15 protein-coding genes are annotated in these 15,091 nt (G+C 36.1%); 6 read left to right on the plus strand and 9 right to left on the minus strand.

Features of this window, described 5'->3' with window-relative positions; translation table 11 throughout:
* Window positions 1-53: 53 nt before the first annotated feature.
* From MHI40_RS16420 to MHI40_RS16460, 9 genes are all read right to left on the minus strand, one after another.
* Window positions 54-812, minus strand: coding sequence for a 3D domain-containing protein (locus tag MHI40_RS16420; RefSeq protein ID WP_281249763.1), 759 nt, complete (start codon window positions 810-812; stop codon window positions 54-56).
* Window positions 813-981: 169 nt separating this feature from the next.
* Window positions 982-1,608, minus strand: coding sequence for a 3D domain-containing protein (locus tag MHI40_RS16425; RefSeq protein ID WP_093538267.1), 627 nt, complete (start codon window positions 1,606-1,608; stop codon window positions 982-984).
* A gap of 332 nt (window positions 1,609-1,940) precedes the next feature.
* Window positions 1,941-2,891: a sensor domain-containing diguanylate cyclase gene (locus tag MHI40_RS16430; RefSeq protein ID WP_340763558.1), complete on the minus strand. Its 951-nt coding sequence runs from the start codon at window positions 2,889-2,891 to the stop codon at window positions 1,941-1,943.
* A gap of 268 nt (window positions 2,892-3,159) precedes the next feature.
* Window positions 3,160-4,047: an ROK family protein gene (locus MHI40_RS16435; RefSeq protein ID WP_340763559.1), complete on the minus strand. Its 888-nt coding sequence runs from the start codon at window positions 4,045-4,047 to the stop codon at window positions 3,160-3,162.
* Window positions 4,044-4,748 carry an N-acetylmannosamine-6-phosphate 2-epimerase gene (locus tag MHI40_RS16440; RefSeq protein WP_340763560.1) on the minus strand — a complete coding sequence of 235 codons (705 nt, stop codon included), beginning with the start codon at window positions 4,746-4,748 and terminating at the stop codon, window positions 4,044-4,046. Before MHI40_RS16440 ends, MHI40_RS16435 begins: the two co-directional genes overlap by 4 nt.
* Window positions 4,749-4,766: 18 nt before the next feature.
* The gene (locus tag MHI40_RS16445) at window positions 4,767-5,681 is read right to left on the minus strand and encodes a dihydrodipicolinate synthase family protein (protein WP_419958839.1); all 915 of its coding nucleotides are present in this window, start codon (window positions 5,679-5,681) and stop codon (window positions 4,767-4,769) included.
* Between the two features lie 13 nt (window positions 5,682-5,694).
* Window positions 5,695-6,576, minus strand: coding sequence for a carbohydrate ABC transporter permease (locus tag MHI40_RS16450; RefSeq protein WP_245762756.1), 882 nt, complete (start codon window positions 6,574-6,576; stop codon window positions 5,695-5,697).
* 14 nt (window positions 6,577-6,590) lie between these two features.
* Entirely contained in the window at window positions 6,591-7,487 is an 897-nt protein-coding gene (locus MHI40_RS16455) for a carbohydrate ABC transporter permease (protein WP_445678329.1), read from the minus strand.
* Between the two features lie 277 nt (window positions 7,488-7,764).
* Window positions 7,765-9,135 carry an ABC transporter substrate-binding protein gene (locus MHI40_RS16460; RefSeq protein WP_340763561.1) on the minus strand — a complete coding sequence of 457 codons (1,371 nt, stop codon included), beginning with the start codon at window positions 9,133-9,135 and terminating at the stop codon, window positions 7,765-7,767.
* A 275-nt stretch (window positions 9,136-9,410) separates the two neighbouring features.
* On the opposite strand from MHI40_RS16460, the gene MHI40_RS16465 reads away from it, so the two are divergent.
* The 6 genes from MHI40_RS16465 (at window position 9,411) to MHI40_RS16485 (ending at window position 14,977) form a co-directional block, all read left to right on the plus strand.
* Window positions 9,411-10,208: a response regulator transcription factor gene (locus MHI40_RS16465; protein WP_340763562.1), complete on the plus strand. Its 798-nt coding sequence runs from the start codon at window positions 9,411-9,413 to the stop codon at window positions 10,206-10,208.
* Between the two features lies 1 nt (window position 10,209).
* Window positions 10,210-12,021: a cache domain-containing sensor histidine kinase gene (locus MHI40_RS16470; RefSeq protein ID WP_340763563.1), complete on the plus strand. Its 1,812-nt coding sequence runs from the start codon at window positions 10,210-10,212 to the stop codon at window positions 12,019-12,021.
* Window positions 12,022-12,231: 210 nt separating this feature from the next.
* Window positions 12,232-12,669, plus strand: a complete 438-nt coding sequence (locus MHI40_RS16475) for a GNAT family N-acetyltransferase (RefSeq protein ID WP_340763564.1) — start codon at window positions 12,232-12,234, stop codon at window positions 12,667-12,669.
* A gap of 378 nt (window positions 12,670-13,047) precedes the next feature.
* Window positions 13,048-13,590 carry an NADPH-dependent FMN reductase gene (locus MHI40_RS16480; RefSeq protein WP_340763565.1) on the plus strand — a complete coding sequence of 181 codons (543 nt, stop codon included), beginning with the start codon at window positions 13,048-13,050 and terminating at the stop codon, window positions 13,588-13,590.
* Between the two features lie 265 nt (window positions 13,591-13,855).
* Complete coding sequence (locus MHI40_RS23455; RefSeq protein ID WP_445678343.1) at window positions 13,856-14,020, plus strand: hypothetical protein; 165 nt, start codon at window positions 13,856-13,858, stop codon at window positions 14,018-14,020.
* A 123-nt stretch (window positions 14,021-14,143) separates the two neighbouring features.
* Entirely contained in the window at window positions 14,144-14,977 is an 834-nt protein-coding gene (locus tag MHI40_RS16485) for an alpha/beta fold hydrolase (RefSeq protein WP_340763566.1), read from the plus strand.
* Window positions 14,978-15,091 lie beyond the last annotated feature (114 nt).

Genomic DNA, 15,091 nt, shown 5'->3' on the forward strand with positions numbered 1-15,091 from the left:
ATGTATTACTAAAAAAACAGATCAGCATAAGTCGCTGATCTGTTTTTTGGGATTTAATTGATAACTCTAAGTTTTACTTCTTTGACTCCCCAAGCGATAGCATTATCATGAGAAGGGATAAAAACATCAATTTTATTGCCTTTAATAGCTCCCCCTGTGTCACCAGCTATTGCTTCTCCATAACCCTCTACCCACACTCTTGTACCTAATGGGATTACCCGAGGATCTACTGCTATTACTTTTTGATTGGGGTTAGCTCGCAAATCGATTCCATATGCGGTCGTCCCTGAGCACCCTGCGCAATACGCTGTGTAAGCCGTGGCGGTAACCGTCATCTCTGCTCCATAACTTTCCGGCTCTTCTTTGGAAGAAGATACGGTTACTTTTGGTTCTTCCACCGTATTAGTTGGTGGGGAACTTCTAGCTACAGTTGTTGAAGCAGCCGCTACCTTCTTAATAGTTTCAGGGATACCAGTGTTGCTTACAGTTAATACATCGCCAGGTAAGATTAGTTCGCCTTCGATATTATTCCATTCCATCAGAGATTCCAATGAAATACTATGCTCTAGAGCAATCCTAAATAGATTATCCCCTTTTTCTACCGTATAAGTCTTAGGTTCCAGTAGAAAATCATAAGCTAGTTCGATATTTAGTGCATCATCAAAAAAAGAAAAATCCGCGACGCTATCTGAATTGTATATATCAAATTCTTCTCCATCACTAGTGGCGACTAGAAATGGATCAGCAGCGTACGTTACTGAGCTCATCGAAAAAGTAGCTACTAAAATCATTAACAACGTTTTTGCTTTCAATACTTTATCCTCCTTACAAGCAATCTTTCAATCACTTTTAAATTTGATTAAGTATTGCCCAAAAACTTTCAAAAACAAACATTCTAACAAAATAAAAAGAAACCATCCTCCCAAACATATAAAATCTGTTTGGAAAAATGGTGTTATATACACATAGTTTTCATCTAAATTACTCCAGGATTTTCAATATTATTTCCTGTCTTCCCCACTCAATTGCTCCATCATAAGTAGGAATGAACACATCAATTCGATTACCCTTTATAGCACCACCAGTATCCCCAGCAATTGCTTCTCCGTATCCTTCTACCCACACTTTAGTGCCAAGCGGAATAACTGTAGGGTCCACTGCAATCACTTTCTCTTCTGGATTAGATCTTAGATCGATGCCGTAAGCAGTTATGCCGATGCAGCCATAGCAATAGGCTGTATAGGCTGTGGCCTCCACTATCATCTCTTGCCCTGGTCCGTCTGGCGGAATAGTACTTGGGTGCTTCACTAGCTCCGCATCCTTACTTAGTATTAACTGGTCTTTTGGATAAATCACATGATCAGACAATCCATTCCACTCCATTAGTAAGTCAATGGGAACATTATAAGCTTCCGCAATATCATACAGATTATCTCCTTCTACAACTGTATGAATAGTTGGATCTGGAAGACTTTCTTCTACGATAGGTGTATCCTCTACCTTTGTATTTGGTAAGTCTAGTTGGTTTATCAATGGTTCTGAAGCACTTGCTGTAGATAAAGTTATACTTATAAATATTAGTGTAAATATTATAATTCTATTTTTCAATGTTATACCTCCGATGTACTTTTCAATAATCCCTTTTATGCATTGCCCTAAAAAAGAGAGATACAAACATTTCTGTCTATAAGTGCAATAGGTAGCTTTCCAAAGCGCACATTATATAGGTCTCTTAAAATCTGAAGTTGTCGACTGTTTTAATATGCATCAAAACAATTATTTTATGTAAGGTTTTATATGGAAATAAGTATTTTACATACATCGAATCATTATTTGTAACGCAAAAAAGAAGCTACCAAAGAGGATTGGCAGCTTCTTACTTTCTATTTAATTGAATATTGAACTATCATGATTTCAAGGCTTTAGATCACTTTCTTTTTTTATAACTCTACAAGTTTTCTTTTGCCTATTTTTTCTTCATACATCTTTTTGTCCGCTTCCACGAATAGAGCATCCATTTTCCCTAAAGAAGATGGACTATATGCATAACCAACCGATATTTTAACACGGTAAGGTCTACTTACACTATTAAAAAGATCAATTTCTTTTCGAAGATCCGTTAAATACTTTTCAATATGTAATAATTCAGTATTGATGAATATAACAGCAAATTCATCCCCACCTATTCTTGCTACTATCCCATTTTCAATTACTGTACTATTTAATAATTTGGCTGTTTCACGGATTAAAGAATCCCCTACTCTGTGTCCAAAATGATCATTTACTAGTTTTAGTTCATCTACATCACATATGAGAACTGCAACAGGGACATCTCTTTTCCAGTTGAAGTAATCTAACTGTGATTCAAAAAAACCTCGATTATATACATTCGTCAAAGCGTCATGGGTGACTTTGTATTCTAGTTTCTGTTGCAGTTCCACTTTTTCACTTATGTCTCTTAACACTCCTTGAATAGCAATTAGCCCTTCCTGGTCATATACAGGTGTAGCATATTCCTCAAACCAAATGTATTTACCATCCGCATTTTTCAGTCTAGTTACGATGGGCTTACTATAATCCAGTTCGCCATTATTTTTCTTCACTAAAATATGCCGATCATCCGGATGCACAAGATCACGAAAGATTATACTAGGATTTTTTATATGTTCCTGCATAGCACCCTCTCCAAAAAACTGGTCTACTACAGGACTTAAATAACGATATTTTAAGTTTGGCTTTACCTCGCAATAGTACATAATATCTTTTAAGTTTTCTACGACTTCTAGCATTGGGATTACAGAGTCTACCTCTTGTTGTAACTTTGACCGTTTAAAGTTTAATAGAACAATTACAATAATAAGTACTACTAATAGTACACTCAATATCCACATCCAAAAATTCCCTTCACATCTATCATAGTTATAATTGCATATAAAGTAGTTAAATTAACTCATGTCTTTTTTCCTGTTACTTTGACAATTTTACTATTTATAAGCCCTTAAAACAATGGGTGAAAGGTTATTTTTATATCAATTTGAAACCTAATATATTTACTCATATATGCCTAATTACCCTCAAAAAGAAATATCCGCTACCTCTAATTGGATAGAACGATTATTTCTCAGTTGAAAAGAATTTAAGACTTACACTAAGATTCACTCATAAATGCAAGGAAACTGCACCTAATAACCCCGCTTTGTTACCGAGTGTTGCCTTTACAATTTCTATGTCGGAATAGCTTTCCATTACTAGTTCCTTAACTTTACTGTTTACCAATGATACTAATTTATCCTGTTCCATAACTCCACCGCCTAATATAATTACAGGCGGATTAAAAATGTGGGTCAATGAAACTAAACCATATGCTACATCCATTATCCATGCATTCAGAATCTTCTCCAGTTCTGCATTACCTCTTTCAAGCCCTTCAAATATCGCTCGACCGTTCGCATACTTATGATCGACTTGAAGTGCTTTTTCAACTAAGGCTGTGGTGGAACCATACACTTCATAACAGCCTAAAAACCCACAAGTACATTTCCTTCCACCTGGATATAGAATGATATGTCCAAACTCAGCTGCTGAGCCATTAAATCCTCTATAGATACTAGAATTATATACAATAGCACCACCTATACCAGTTCCATAGGTTAAACATAAAAAGTCAGTATACCTTCTACCAGCACCAAACTTTTTTTCCCCTAACGCTGCAGCATTCACATCATTTTCTACAGCAACTGGGACATTAAAAGTCAACTCAAAAATATCCTTTAACCTCATACCAGTAAAATTAGGAATGTTATCATTTGCATAGGTGATAGAGCCTTCTTTACTATTAACCTGCCCTGCAGTACTAATGCCAATAGCTTGGAAGTCTACATAATTCATTTTGACTAACTGAATTATTCTTTCTATTAAATGGTTCCCTCCCATTTTAGCTTGAGAATCGAACTCTTGAAAATTTACTATATTACCTTTTTCATCAGAGATGCCAAGTTTAATAGATGTTCCACCAATATCGATAGCTAATATATTCATCGGCTTCATCCTTCTAGATCGAACTTTACGGCTTTTACAAATCTTTTCGTAATATCCATCGGTCTCGTAATGGCAGTTCCAACTACCGCTGAATATGCACCTAATTCGAATACTCTTTTTAGTTCCTCAGGTGTCCAAATTCCACCCTCTGCAATGATTGGAATTGGAAAATCTCTAACTAGGTTTGCAATCAGCTCCCCATCTGGTAATTTAATACCTTGAGTATATGTTGTATAACCACTAAGTGTAGTACCTAAGCAATCAAAACCTAATTCATATGCTTGTTTTGCCTCATCATAAGTGGAACAATCAGCCATAAACAATTGGTTACTATATTGTTCACGAATAGCTGGAAAAACTTCGCTAATTACTTTACCATCAGGTCTAATCCTACTAGTTGCATCAATCGCAATAATTTCGACGCCTTCCTGGTAGAGTAAATCTATTTCTTTACGTGTAGGTGTGATGAAAACATTCGATTCATCATAGACCTGTTTAATAATGCCAATGATCGGCAGGTTAACTGCTTTTTTAATCTCTCTAATATCATCAATGCTATTCGCTCTAATCCCCTTTGCACCACCCAACATCGCAGCATAAGCCATTCTTGCCATAATGTAAGGGCTATGCAATGGTTCTTCAGGCAAAGCCTGGCAAGAAACGATGAGTTCACGCTCGATGGATTTTAATATTTCCTCTTTACGTTTCATCTATATTCATCTCCATACTTAAGCCATTTGATATTTTTCGATTGCCTCATCGATCATCCTTTTAATACCTTCTGCTTTTCCTAAATCTTCTCCATGTAGTGCCTCTAATGGACCCCGGACACTTCCAATATTTATGCCTCTTATTTTTAAAATCTCTTTTATAACGGAATACATCGAACCATTCAATGAACAAAGTGCAATAATAATATCGTTAATATCATGTTGGATTTCTCTAGCATTTGAGAAGTTACCTGTTGCAATAAATTCCTCTGCCTTTAAGAATAACTCTGGCATTACTCCATACGTTCCGCCAATTCCTCCATCTGCCCCTATTAATCTACCAGACACATATTGTTCATCTGGTCCATTAAAAACGATAAATTCCTCATGGGCTGCTGCTTTAAATCGCTCAATATCCATCACTGGCATTGAAGAATTCTTTACGCCGATTAGCTTGTCATTTTTCAATAGCCTTTTCAGTAACGAAACAGAAAGATTATAGCCCGTCGTTTGAGGAATGTTGTAAATGATAAATGGCAATTCTGTTGAATTCATAATTTCCAACCAGTATTTTTCAATCGCACTTTCAGGTAGTTGAAAATAGATCGGGGGAATAGCAGATAACGCGTCATATCCTAATTCCTCCGCATACTTGGCTAATTCCACACTTTCCTTAGTAGATGGTGCTCCGACATGTGCGATGAGCGTCAATTTCCCTTGCAGGCTTTCCGCAACATACTTGAGTGTTGCCTTTCTTTCGGCAAGAGATTGATATATACACTCGCCCGAACTTCCCCCCACATAGAGACCCTTGATCCCTTTTTCATATAAATACTGACTTAGTTTTATTATTCTCTCTTGTGATATTTCCCCTGCATCATCATAGCAAGCATAAAAAGCAGGTATGATTCCCTTAAATTTTTTTAGCAATATAATCCCCACCCTTTTACTTGATAGAACCCATTGTAATTCCTTGTGTGAATGATTTTTGGAAAAGCATGAAGATGATGATCATAGGAACAGAAGCTAATGCAGCACCGGCCATCATTACACCGTAATCTGTTTTGTATTCACCCTGCATGGTTGCAATACCTAATGGCAGAGTCATCATATCCGTGGAACGTGTAATAACAAGTTGGCTAAAATAATCATTCCAACTTAACATGAAGGTGAAAATGGCCAAAGCACCGATTGCTGGTTTAAGCATTGGCAACACGATATGGAAAAATGAACGAATCTCACCACAGCCATCTATTTTTGCAGCTTCTAGGAGTTCATTTGGTATTGTTTGTGAGAACTGCTTCATCAAGAAAACTCCAAATGGCCAGCCAATTGCGGGAATGATCAGTCCCTTATATGTATCTACCCAGCCCAAATCTGCCAGCATCGTAAACAGCGGAACTAAAATAACCTGTTTAGGTAGTGCCATTGCAGCGATAAGTGCGATAAAGATAAGCTTACGACCAGGAAATACCTTTTTTGCTAGTACAAAACCTGCTGTTGCACTTACAAAACATACGGCAATCATCTCTGCACTTGCTATGAAGAAACTATTAAATGTCCAACGCCAAACTGGATTGTTAAATAATATTACCCAGTTATCCAGTATAGGATTTAACGGAAACCATTCTGGTGGAATTGTGATTGCTACAACTTGAGATTTAAACGCGCCAGTAACAATCCAGTAAAGTGGGAACAAAAAGAATAATCCAGAGAGGACTAATATAATTGTGGATATTATTTTAAATGCGCTTAAGTCGCGAAACCATTTTGGACGTCCACGCCCATCATTTTCTTTCTTCATTTTTACCGGAGATATTGCTTTCAAGATGTTTCCTCCTTTTAATACTCCACGTCATTCCCTAAGTATTTAAATTGAATGATTGAAATTATGCCAATGATAATGGCTAGAATTACCCCCATAGCTGAGGCTATACCAAAGTTACCTAAAAGAAATGCTTGTTGGTAAACACCATACATGACCGTCGAGGTACTATGAATTGGTCCGCCGGAAGTAAGTAACTGTATAAGTGCAAAACACTGAAACGAATTTATCGTAGTAATGACAATTACATACAAGCTTGTTGGCATTAGTAATGGCCAAATAATTTTGCGGAAAATTTGTCCTGGGCTTGCACGGTCAATTTGAGCAGCTTCTATATAACTGGCAGGAATATTACCTAAAGAAGCAACATATAAAATGATCGGTTGACCGACAGATGTTGTGATTAATATGACTGTTATGGCCATTAATGCTGTTTTTGGATCTCCAAGCCAGGATATTGGCTCCATTCCGAAAAAATTAGTTATATAGTTTAGCAGTCCAAAGTTTGGATGATAGATCCATCCCCATACGACGGTCACACTTACAACAGAAGTAACCGCTGGCAGATAAAAGATGCCTCTACAAAAGGACCGGATAAACTCACTTTTCTTGTAAATCGCCATTGCAACGAAAATAGAGAAGCCAATAACTATAGGGACTGCAACAGCTACTAATACAATTGTATTTATGAGTGACTTATGGAAAGTTTCATCATGATACAAGGTTACATAGTTTTCCCATCCAATGAATTCAAAGCTTGTAATGCTATAGTCGAAGAAACTCATATATATCCCTCTTAACATAGGATATACAACAAAAATGAGGAAAAATGTTAACGCTGGTAACAAGAACAAATAACTCATCAACCAATCTTGCAATTTGTGTTTGTTTGGCTTACGAATAGTTGCTAACAATTTACTACCACCTCAATCTAATTCTTTTTTTAGATAAGTATATAAATATGGAGGATGAACACTGAGTTCATTGAATTTTTAAAAATGAATAATACTACTGATTTCAAAGGCTAAGAGCGCCACCTCGTGTGGCAACGCCTTTGTGACCACACCCTGTTAGCCTCCGCGGGCGATGGCAAGCATCCTTTTGACTAATTTTTCTTTTTAGAAAGGAGCAAGACATCAATGATGCTGCTCCTTTTCCATCTATTCATACTGCTGTGTAATATCGGTAATACTATTTTGCAGATTTTGCTTTTTCAATCGTTGCATTCGCTTTTTCCGCAAACTCATCTAATGCTTCTTTCGGTGTTTTCGTTTCAAGAATTGCTTCTTGCAGCGCAGGGAACCAGAAAGTACGGATTTCAGCATAACCATCTGCAGTAGTTGGAGGATCTGTTATAAATTTACGTGCTAACTCTGAGTAGTCATATTCAGACCCTTCGTATATCCCCGTTACGGAGTTACGAGCTGACAATCCTCCAGTTTGTATAAGGTTCTTTTCGCCCCATTCTGGATCATTCACGATAAAGTCGATTAATTTCTTAGAAGCCTCTACCTTTTTGTCATCTTCATTGTTGAATACAGCTAAACCTCCAAGAAACGGCTCAAGCTTTGGATCTGAACCATCTGGAGTTGGATAAGGTAATAATACATCTTCAAAGTCTTCTGTTTTATTTGGAGCAAATAGTGATTTTAGTACAGCAGAATAGTTAATAGCAAATGCCATTTTCCCTTGCAGGAACAAATCATTATGATCTCCTGCTTCAAGTGAAGCTGCACCCGGTGCTACTAATCCATCTCTAGAAGCTTGCACAACCCACTCAAGTCCTTTTACACCAGCAGCTGAATTAATCGCTACTTCGCTATAATCCTCATTTAAAAATCTACTTCCACCTAGGTTCGTAATGTAACCTCGTGTTCCTTGATCACCTGCAACACTCTTTGCATAAAACCCAGAAGGAATAATATCTGGCGCTTTTTCTTTCACTGCATTTAGAGCTTTTTCATATTCTTCGACAGTCCACGTACGATCTGGTCGATCTAAAGGCAATAAATCAAGTTCTCCAATTTCCTCAAACAATGTTTTATTTACTGCCATCATGAATGGCCCTGTATTGAATGGGTACATGAAGACTTCCTCCCCAACCATCGATAGCTTTAACAAAGCTGGAGAAATATCACTCATTACCTCTTCTGGCATCATGTCATTTAACGGTGCAAGTAAATCTTTTTTACCCCAGTCAATAATTCTTCCAGGAGCATCGTAAATTACATCTGGCGCTGTATTTGTAGCAATAGCCACGTTAAGCTTTTCCGGACCACCTTCAAAAGTTAGCATTTCTAAATTCACTTTAATATCAGGATTTTTCTCCTGGAAAGCTTCTATAATTCCTTCTTCATACTTCCCTACTTCTCCATCTAGAGCCTGGAAGTTGGGAAAATTCCACCATGTTATTTCTACTGATTTTGCGTCACTAGAAGCTGGAACTTTTGTAGAATCATCTTTTTCTTTTTCACCAGCATCCTCACTACAAGCTGCCAAGAACATTGATACAACAAATGCAATTGCGATAAACAAAATGAACCTTCTCTTTGAACCTTGCATAGTATCCCCCCTATTACGAATCTGGAAATATCGGTAAGCGCTTTCATTACCTGTTTTTATCATAGAGTTATAGAGCTCTATCTACAATCCCTCTTATTTTACATTCATACTCCCATTCTGACCTATACACTCTAAACATATAAAATTATCTGAATGCTCATATAATTACCTATTGGGAAATTCTAATTTATCATGTACACTAGGAAAAAATGGCATAGAAAAATGTCTAAACGTCTTCTATAACAACAACTACTATTAAATCATTTTGGGGGAATATGATGTACAAATTAATGTTAGTTGAAGATGAACCTGTCATACGTTCTGGCTTAAAGCAATATTTTGATTGGAAGGAATTAGGGGTTGAAACCATTGTGGAAGCAGAGAATGGCAAAGATGGACTAGATACAGCTTTAATCGAATTACCTCACCTAATCATTACAGATATTCGAATGCCCGTAATGGATGGACTTGAAATGATAGGTCATCTACGCCCAAAGTTACCTGACGCTATCTTCATTATTTTAACTGGGCATAGCGAATTTGAATATGCACAAAAAGCTATTCACTACGGCGGGGTGCACGATTATTTACTCAAACCATTACAGTATGACAAGAGTTTTTCAGTAATTGTGGAATGCATAGAAAAAATCCGTAAGAAGCATTTAGGATCCCAAGAAACTATAGAGAGCACGCAAAATATACTGGATGCCTCTCTCATTTTGAATAGAATGGAAACGCTTTCTCAAGAGGATCTTCAACTGTTCAAAAAAATTGAATCCTATATAAAAAAGCATATTAACCAAGAGTTAACACTCAATATGGTTGCGGATCATTTCTTTTATAATCCATCGTATTTAAGTCGGTTATTTAAAACAAAACTAAATATGAACTACATGACCTTTGTAAGCGAAATCAGAATTCGCTATGCGCTAGAATGTCTAAAAGAATCCAAATACTCCATCAATGACGTGTCACTTATGTGTGGCTATAAAAGCTATAAACACTTCGTAAAATTATTTAAAAGTATTTCGCAAATGACACCTACGGAATACCGAAAACAATTAAGGATATAACATGATGAAACAACTAAAACGACTCTTTCAAATATGTCAGTTTAAACATGTTAACTATCAAATTTTCAGTCTAATGATTATAACAATTACCATACCGTTGCTAATTTTATCCGTTATTATATATATCTTCTCTATACAATCAGCAAAAAGTGAATATCAAAATAGTTCGAACCTGATTCTCAATAATTTATCATTTAATTTCGATCAATATTTGCGGAGTGTGGAAATTGGAGCTTTAACAGCTCATATGGATAGTAATCTTCAAAATGCATTAGAAAACTGGGGGAAAACGGACTCCGACAAGGACTATGTTCAAAGTCTAGAATACGAAAATGCCATTGAACACTTCATCAGTAGCATTGAAATGACTATTGATAATGTAGACAGTGTACAAATCTTTTTAGATAATCGTGTATTTTACTCGAGCTTTAAAAGAGCTGTTTATGATGTTAGTAACCTTTCAAGTGAGGAATGGTATAAACAAACGGTCGCACAAAAAGGAAAAAGAGTATTGTTTGGAACCCACCAACCCTTTCATCGCCCTAACTCTAGTGAATCTGTTATTTCTATCGCAAGGGTCATTAACAAAAGTGGTACTAGGAATCCTTTAGGTGTTCTACTAATCGATATCCGTTTAGATTCACTCCGCAATATCTTAAACCTATCAGAGAATAGCAATCGAAACTTCGTTATTATGGATGACGTTGGCAAGATTATTTATGCTTCTGATTTAAATCAGGTTAACTCTAACAAAAGATTTAAAACACCTATTCAGCAAGCAATATCAGATACTCAAACAGATAACGGAAGCTTCTATGCCGAAGTAAATGAAGTTAACTCTTTCTTTAACTATGTTACTTCTCCATACTCCGGATGGACAGTTGTACAGTATATCGAAGAACAAGAAATGACAAAGCATGCAGATATCCTTCGTCAGGTTATTTTATGGTTAGCACTCTTCTCCATAGCGATGGCTATGTTGTTTATGGTGATCTTATATTCACGTGTGACTAAACCTATTATCTTTTTAAGTAAGCAAGTAAAAAAAATTGGAAGTGGACAATTCAATGTTAACTTAACTAGTGAACGTCAAGATGAATTCGGAGTTTTATATCAAGGGATTAGTAAAATGACTACTAACTTAAAGAATTATATTGAACGAGCTTCTTATCTCAAGGCCCAACAACAACTAGCACATTATCGTGCTCTAAAAAGTCAGGTCAATCCACACTTTTTAGCAAACGCCCTCGAATCAATTCAAATGAAGGCGGTCATCAACAAACAACGAGATATTGCAGAAATGATTGGACTCCTGGGACAGTTATTCCGCATCACTATACAAAGTGGAAAAGAAACTATCACATTGGAAGAAGAACTCACACATATTCGCTTATATATACAAGTGCAGCAAATGCGATTTGGGGACAAAATACAGTATATCGAAAACTTAGCACCACATAGTAACTCCATACACATCGTACATTTTTCCCTACAGCCCCTAGTGGAGAATGCAATTATTCATGGTTTAGAACCGATGCTTGGACAAGGCACGCTAGAACTTTCTTCTACCTTTTCAGGCAAAGACCTCCTTATTAAGATTCAAGATAATGGAGTGGGTATTAATCCAGAACAAGTTCAGCAATTACGAGATTATCTAGAAGAATCATCTAATACTTTAACCGAGGAACATATCGGCCTTAAAAATGTACATGAACAAATCCGATATTATTTCGGTAACAAATATGGAGTCACTATTGATAGTGTTTTAGGAGAAGGCACCACTTTAACAGTTCGAATTCCAGCCCTTTCATAACATTTTGAAAGAGCTTGGACAAATGTTTTCTATATTCTTAACGAGTAAATTAATAGTGGTATTGGTTGGACATAATACACAGCCAGTATCACTTTTTTTCGTGTGGTTTAAATTGAACTAAAGCGACAGGTTAGTAGAATTAGTAGAAATAGATATCTGGAATATTATGTTAGAATATATCAAAGAACTTTGAAAGGAATGACTCTTTTAATGGATATAAGAAGACCTAGTGATTGCGAACTTAAAGAGGTTCTTTTACTTTCTCCACAAGCCGTATTTGACGGCACATTGGGTGAAGTAAAACCTACAATTGAAAAAGTAAAAAGTCTTATGGAACCACTATTAGAAAAAGGGAGCTATTATTTAATAGCAACAGAGAACGGTAAAATAATTGGGTGGATTCTTTTAGGGGCAAGTAAAGACCAATTTACTGATAAGATGAATGGATTTATTTATGAGTTATTTGTTAAAGAAGAATTTAGAGGGAATGGAGTTTCCAAACTGTTAATGAGAACAGCGATTGACCAGCTAAGATTAAATGGATACTCTGAAGTTCGTCTTAGTGCATTTGCAGGAAATCAAGCTATTAAACTTTATGAAAGAATGGGATTTAAGATAAGAACAGTTTCTATGAGCTTGCCATTATAAGCTTGGAAATTTTCAAACGAAGCTTTAGTAAAATAGGACATCACAATAAGTGAGCATGGTGAATATATCCTAGCTATTTTAAATAAACTTCTATCTTTAACACATAGCCTATTAACTTTACTATTTCTCTTTATTACCACTAACTTTAAGGATCAACAGCTATATTTGTCGCGAAGACGTATTGTATATAGCAGCGAGCCAAATCCTTTGACTTACTTTTAGTAACCTCCTATACTAACAAAGGACTAAAGTTGAAAAAATGACACAATATAAAGAGTCTGCTACTTATATTGTGTAACTTTTAACAACTAGCAGTCACACACACTTATAATGGAAATCACAAATTTCCACTAACTAGAACTTTGGAGGGAACACATCATGAAATTAGTAGCAATTGTAGGAAGTATCCGAGAAGATTCATTGAATTTGAAACTAGCAAAACATATACAAACACGCTATGCGGAGAAGTTTGAGCTAGAGATCTTAGATTTAAAACCGATTCCAATGTATAACCAAGATATCGAGCTAGATGCACCACAGGAAGTATTAGACTTTAAAGCAAAAGTAAAAGCAGCCGACGCTGTTCTTTGGATAACACCCGAATATAACTCTACGATTCCAGGTGTTTTAGGAAACGCTATTGACTGGATGAGTCGTGTAGATAAAGTGATGACTGGAAAACCATCTATGATTATGGGTGCTTCTATGGGTGCTATGGGTACGGTAAAAGCACAAATGCATTTACGTGATATTCTATTCGCAAGTGGTTTAAATTCACCTTTACTACCGATGAACGAAGTATACGTTGGATCAGCACATACTAAATTCAATGACAATGGTGAATTAACAGACCAAGCAACAGTTGAGTTTATTGATACAGTAATTGCCAACTTCCAAGAATGGATGAAAAATTACTTATAATACTGAAAAACACCTCTTCATCGAAGAGGTGTTTTCTATTTCCTTGCCTTAACTAGATGCTTCACAAAACCTTCGTACGCTTCTAATACACGTGTGTTCACTTCTTTTGTTTCAACTGGCATATTCATTTCCCCCTCAAATTTTGTAATTATGAAATCCCAGAAAGCCAATTGTAAAAGCATATATTTTAGTTTAATAAATATAATTTTGTCGCTATATTACTTGCTAAAAGAATTTAATTTATGTATGATACGGCTTTCGTTCTATCGCAAATCCAATTCGAGATGGAAATGGCAAATTAATAGCAGCCATTAACTGCTCCTTCCATGCAGGCAGGATTTCTAAAGAAGTAATGTTAAAAGAGTCCCTGCCACTTCTCCAAGAAAATGCTACGAGAATTAGGGAAGTTATGAAAATTACTAATAACTAAGAAAAGCTATATAAACACTAACTTCGTACAAGGAAAATAGTTCACTCACAAAATAATTTTTTTGACATTTCTCAAAAGAAGGTGTACAAATTACACTATACTTTGTACATAAGGGGGATATATATGGAATATCGTTCAATTGAAGTTAACGGTGGTACGCTAGCTTATGCTGAATATGAAGGATCAAAGGGTGTTATCATAGGCGTTCACGGCTTAACAGGAAATAATAAACAGCTACATTACTACGCAGAGCAACTGAAGGGCGAATACAGATTTATTTCTGTCGATTTAAGAGGCCGCGGCAATAGTTCCGAAGCTACAGACAATACAGGTATCGAACAGCACACACAAGATATTATCAGTTTAATCGATGCATTAAATATACAAAACCCGATATTAATGGGCTACTCAATGGGTGGATTCATCATGGGGAATGTAGCAAGTAAACGGGATGATGTGAAAGGTGTTATTTTACTAGATGGCGCTGCAACTTGTACAGATCATCAACGAAAAATAGTGGAACCCTCCCTTGGACGTATAAGCAAATACTATGAAACTCCAGAAGCATACTTGGAGGAAATCCAAAAAATTTATAGCAATCTTGGAGTAGTGTGGAATGAGCATATGGAAAGCGTTGGTCGTTATGAGATTGCTAGGGTAGATGATCATTGGGAAAATAAATCGGATGAAAATAAAATTCGCCAAGATTTCCAGAGCTTCTATGATTACAAACCAGCCGAAGTGTTTGCTGAAGTGCAATGCCCCGTGTTATTAGTACATTCTACAGGTGGAATCGGTACGATGCCTGCATTATTTTTAGCTGAATCATATATAGAAACACAGAAACATGCAAAAGATATCCATAAAATTACATCAGATAGCAATCACTACACCCTTGTTTTTGAAGAGCGTAGTGATATAAACCCGGTAATTAAGGATTTTGTAAAAAAATTATAAAAAACAGTTGATATTTGCAAGGTTTTATGTGAATAATTAGTTAATCATAAATATAAAGCCTATCTGGTGGCTACAGAGAAATGACCTTTCTTTGTTTTCCCCACTTGACTGTTG

It is taken from the genome of Psychrobacillus sp. FSL H8-0510 (assembly GCF_038008345.1).
GTDB classification, from domain to species: domain Bacteria; phylum Bacillota; class Bacilli; order Bacillales_A; family Planococcaceae; genus Psychrobacillus; species Psychrobacillus psychrotolerans.

Excerpts from the sequence above, each read along its gene's own strand:
- MHI40_RS16435 (WP_340763559.1), bottom strand. The coding sequence starts at position 4,047 with ATGAAGCCGATGAATATATTAGCTATCGATATTGGTGGAACATCTATT.
- MHI40_RS16480 (WP_340763565.1), top strand. The coding sequence starts at position 13,048 with ATGAAATTAGTAGCAATTGTAGGAAGTATCCGAGAAGATTCATTGAAT.
- MHI40_RS16440 (WP_340763560.1), bottom strand. The coding sequence starts at position 4,748 with ATGAAACGTAAAGAGGAAATATTAAAATCCATCGAGCGTGAACTCATC.
- MHI40_RS16470 (WP_340763563.1), top strand. The coding sequence starts at position 10,210 with ATGATGAAACAACTAAAACGACTCTTTCAAATATGTCAGTTTAAACAT.
- MHI40_RS16465 (WP_340763562.1), top strand. The coding sequence starts at position 9,411 with ATGATGTACAAATTAATGTTAGTTGAAGATGAACCTGTCATACGTTCT.
- MHI40_RS16430 (WP_340763558.1), bottom strand. The coding sequence starts at position 2,891 with ATGTGGATATTGAGTGTACTATTAGTAGTACTTATTATTGTAATTGTT.
- MHI40_RS16460 (WP_340763561.1), bottom strand. The coding sequence starts at position 9,135 with ATGCAAGGTTCAAAGAGAAGGTTCATTTTGTTTATCGCAATTGCATTT.
- MHI40_RS16485 (WP_340763566.1), top strand. The coding sequence starts at position 14,144 with ATGGAATATCGTTCAATTGAAGTTAACGGTGGTACGCTAGCTTATGCT.
- MHI40_RS16475 (WP_340763564.1), top strand. The coding sequence starts at position 12,232 with ATGGATATAAGAAGACCTAGTGATTGCGAACTTAAAGAGGTTCTTTTA.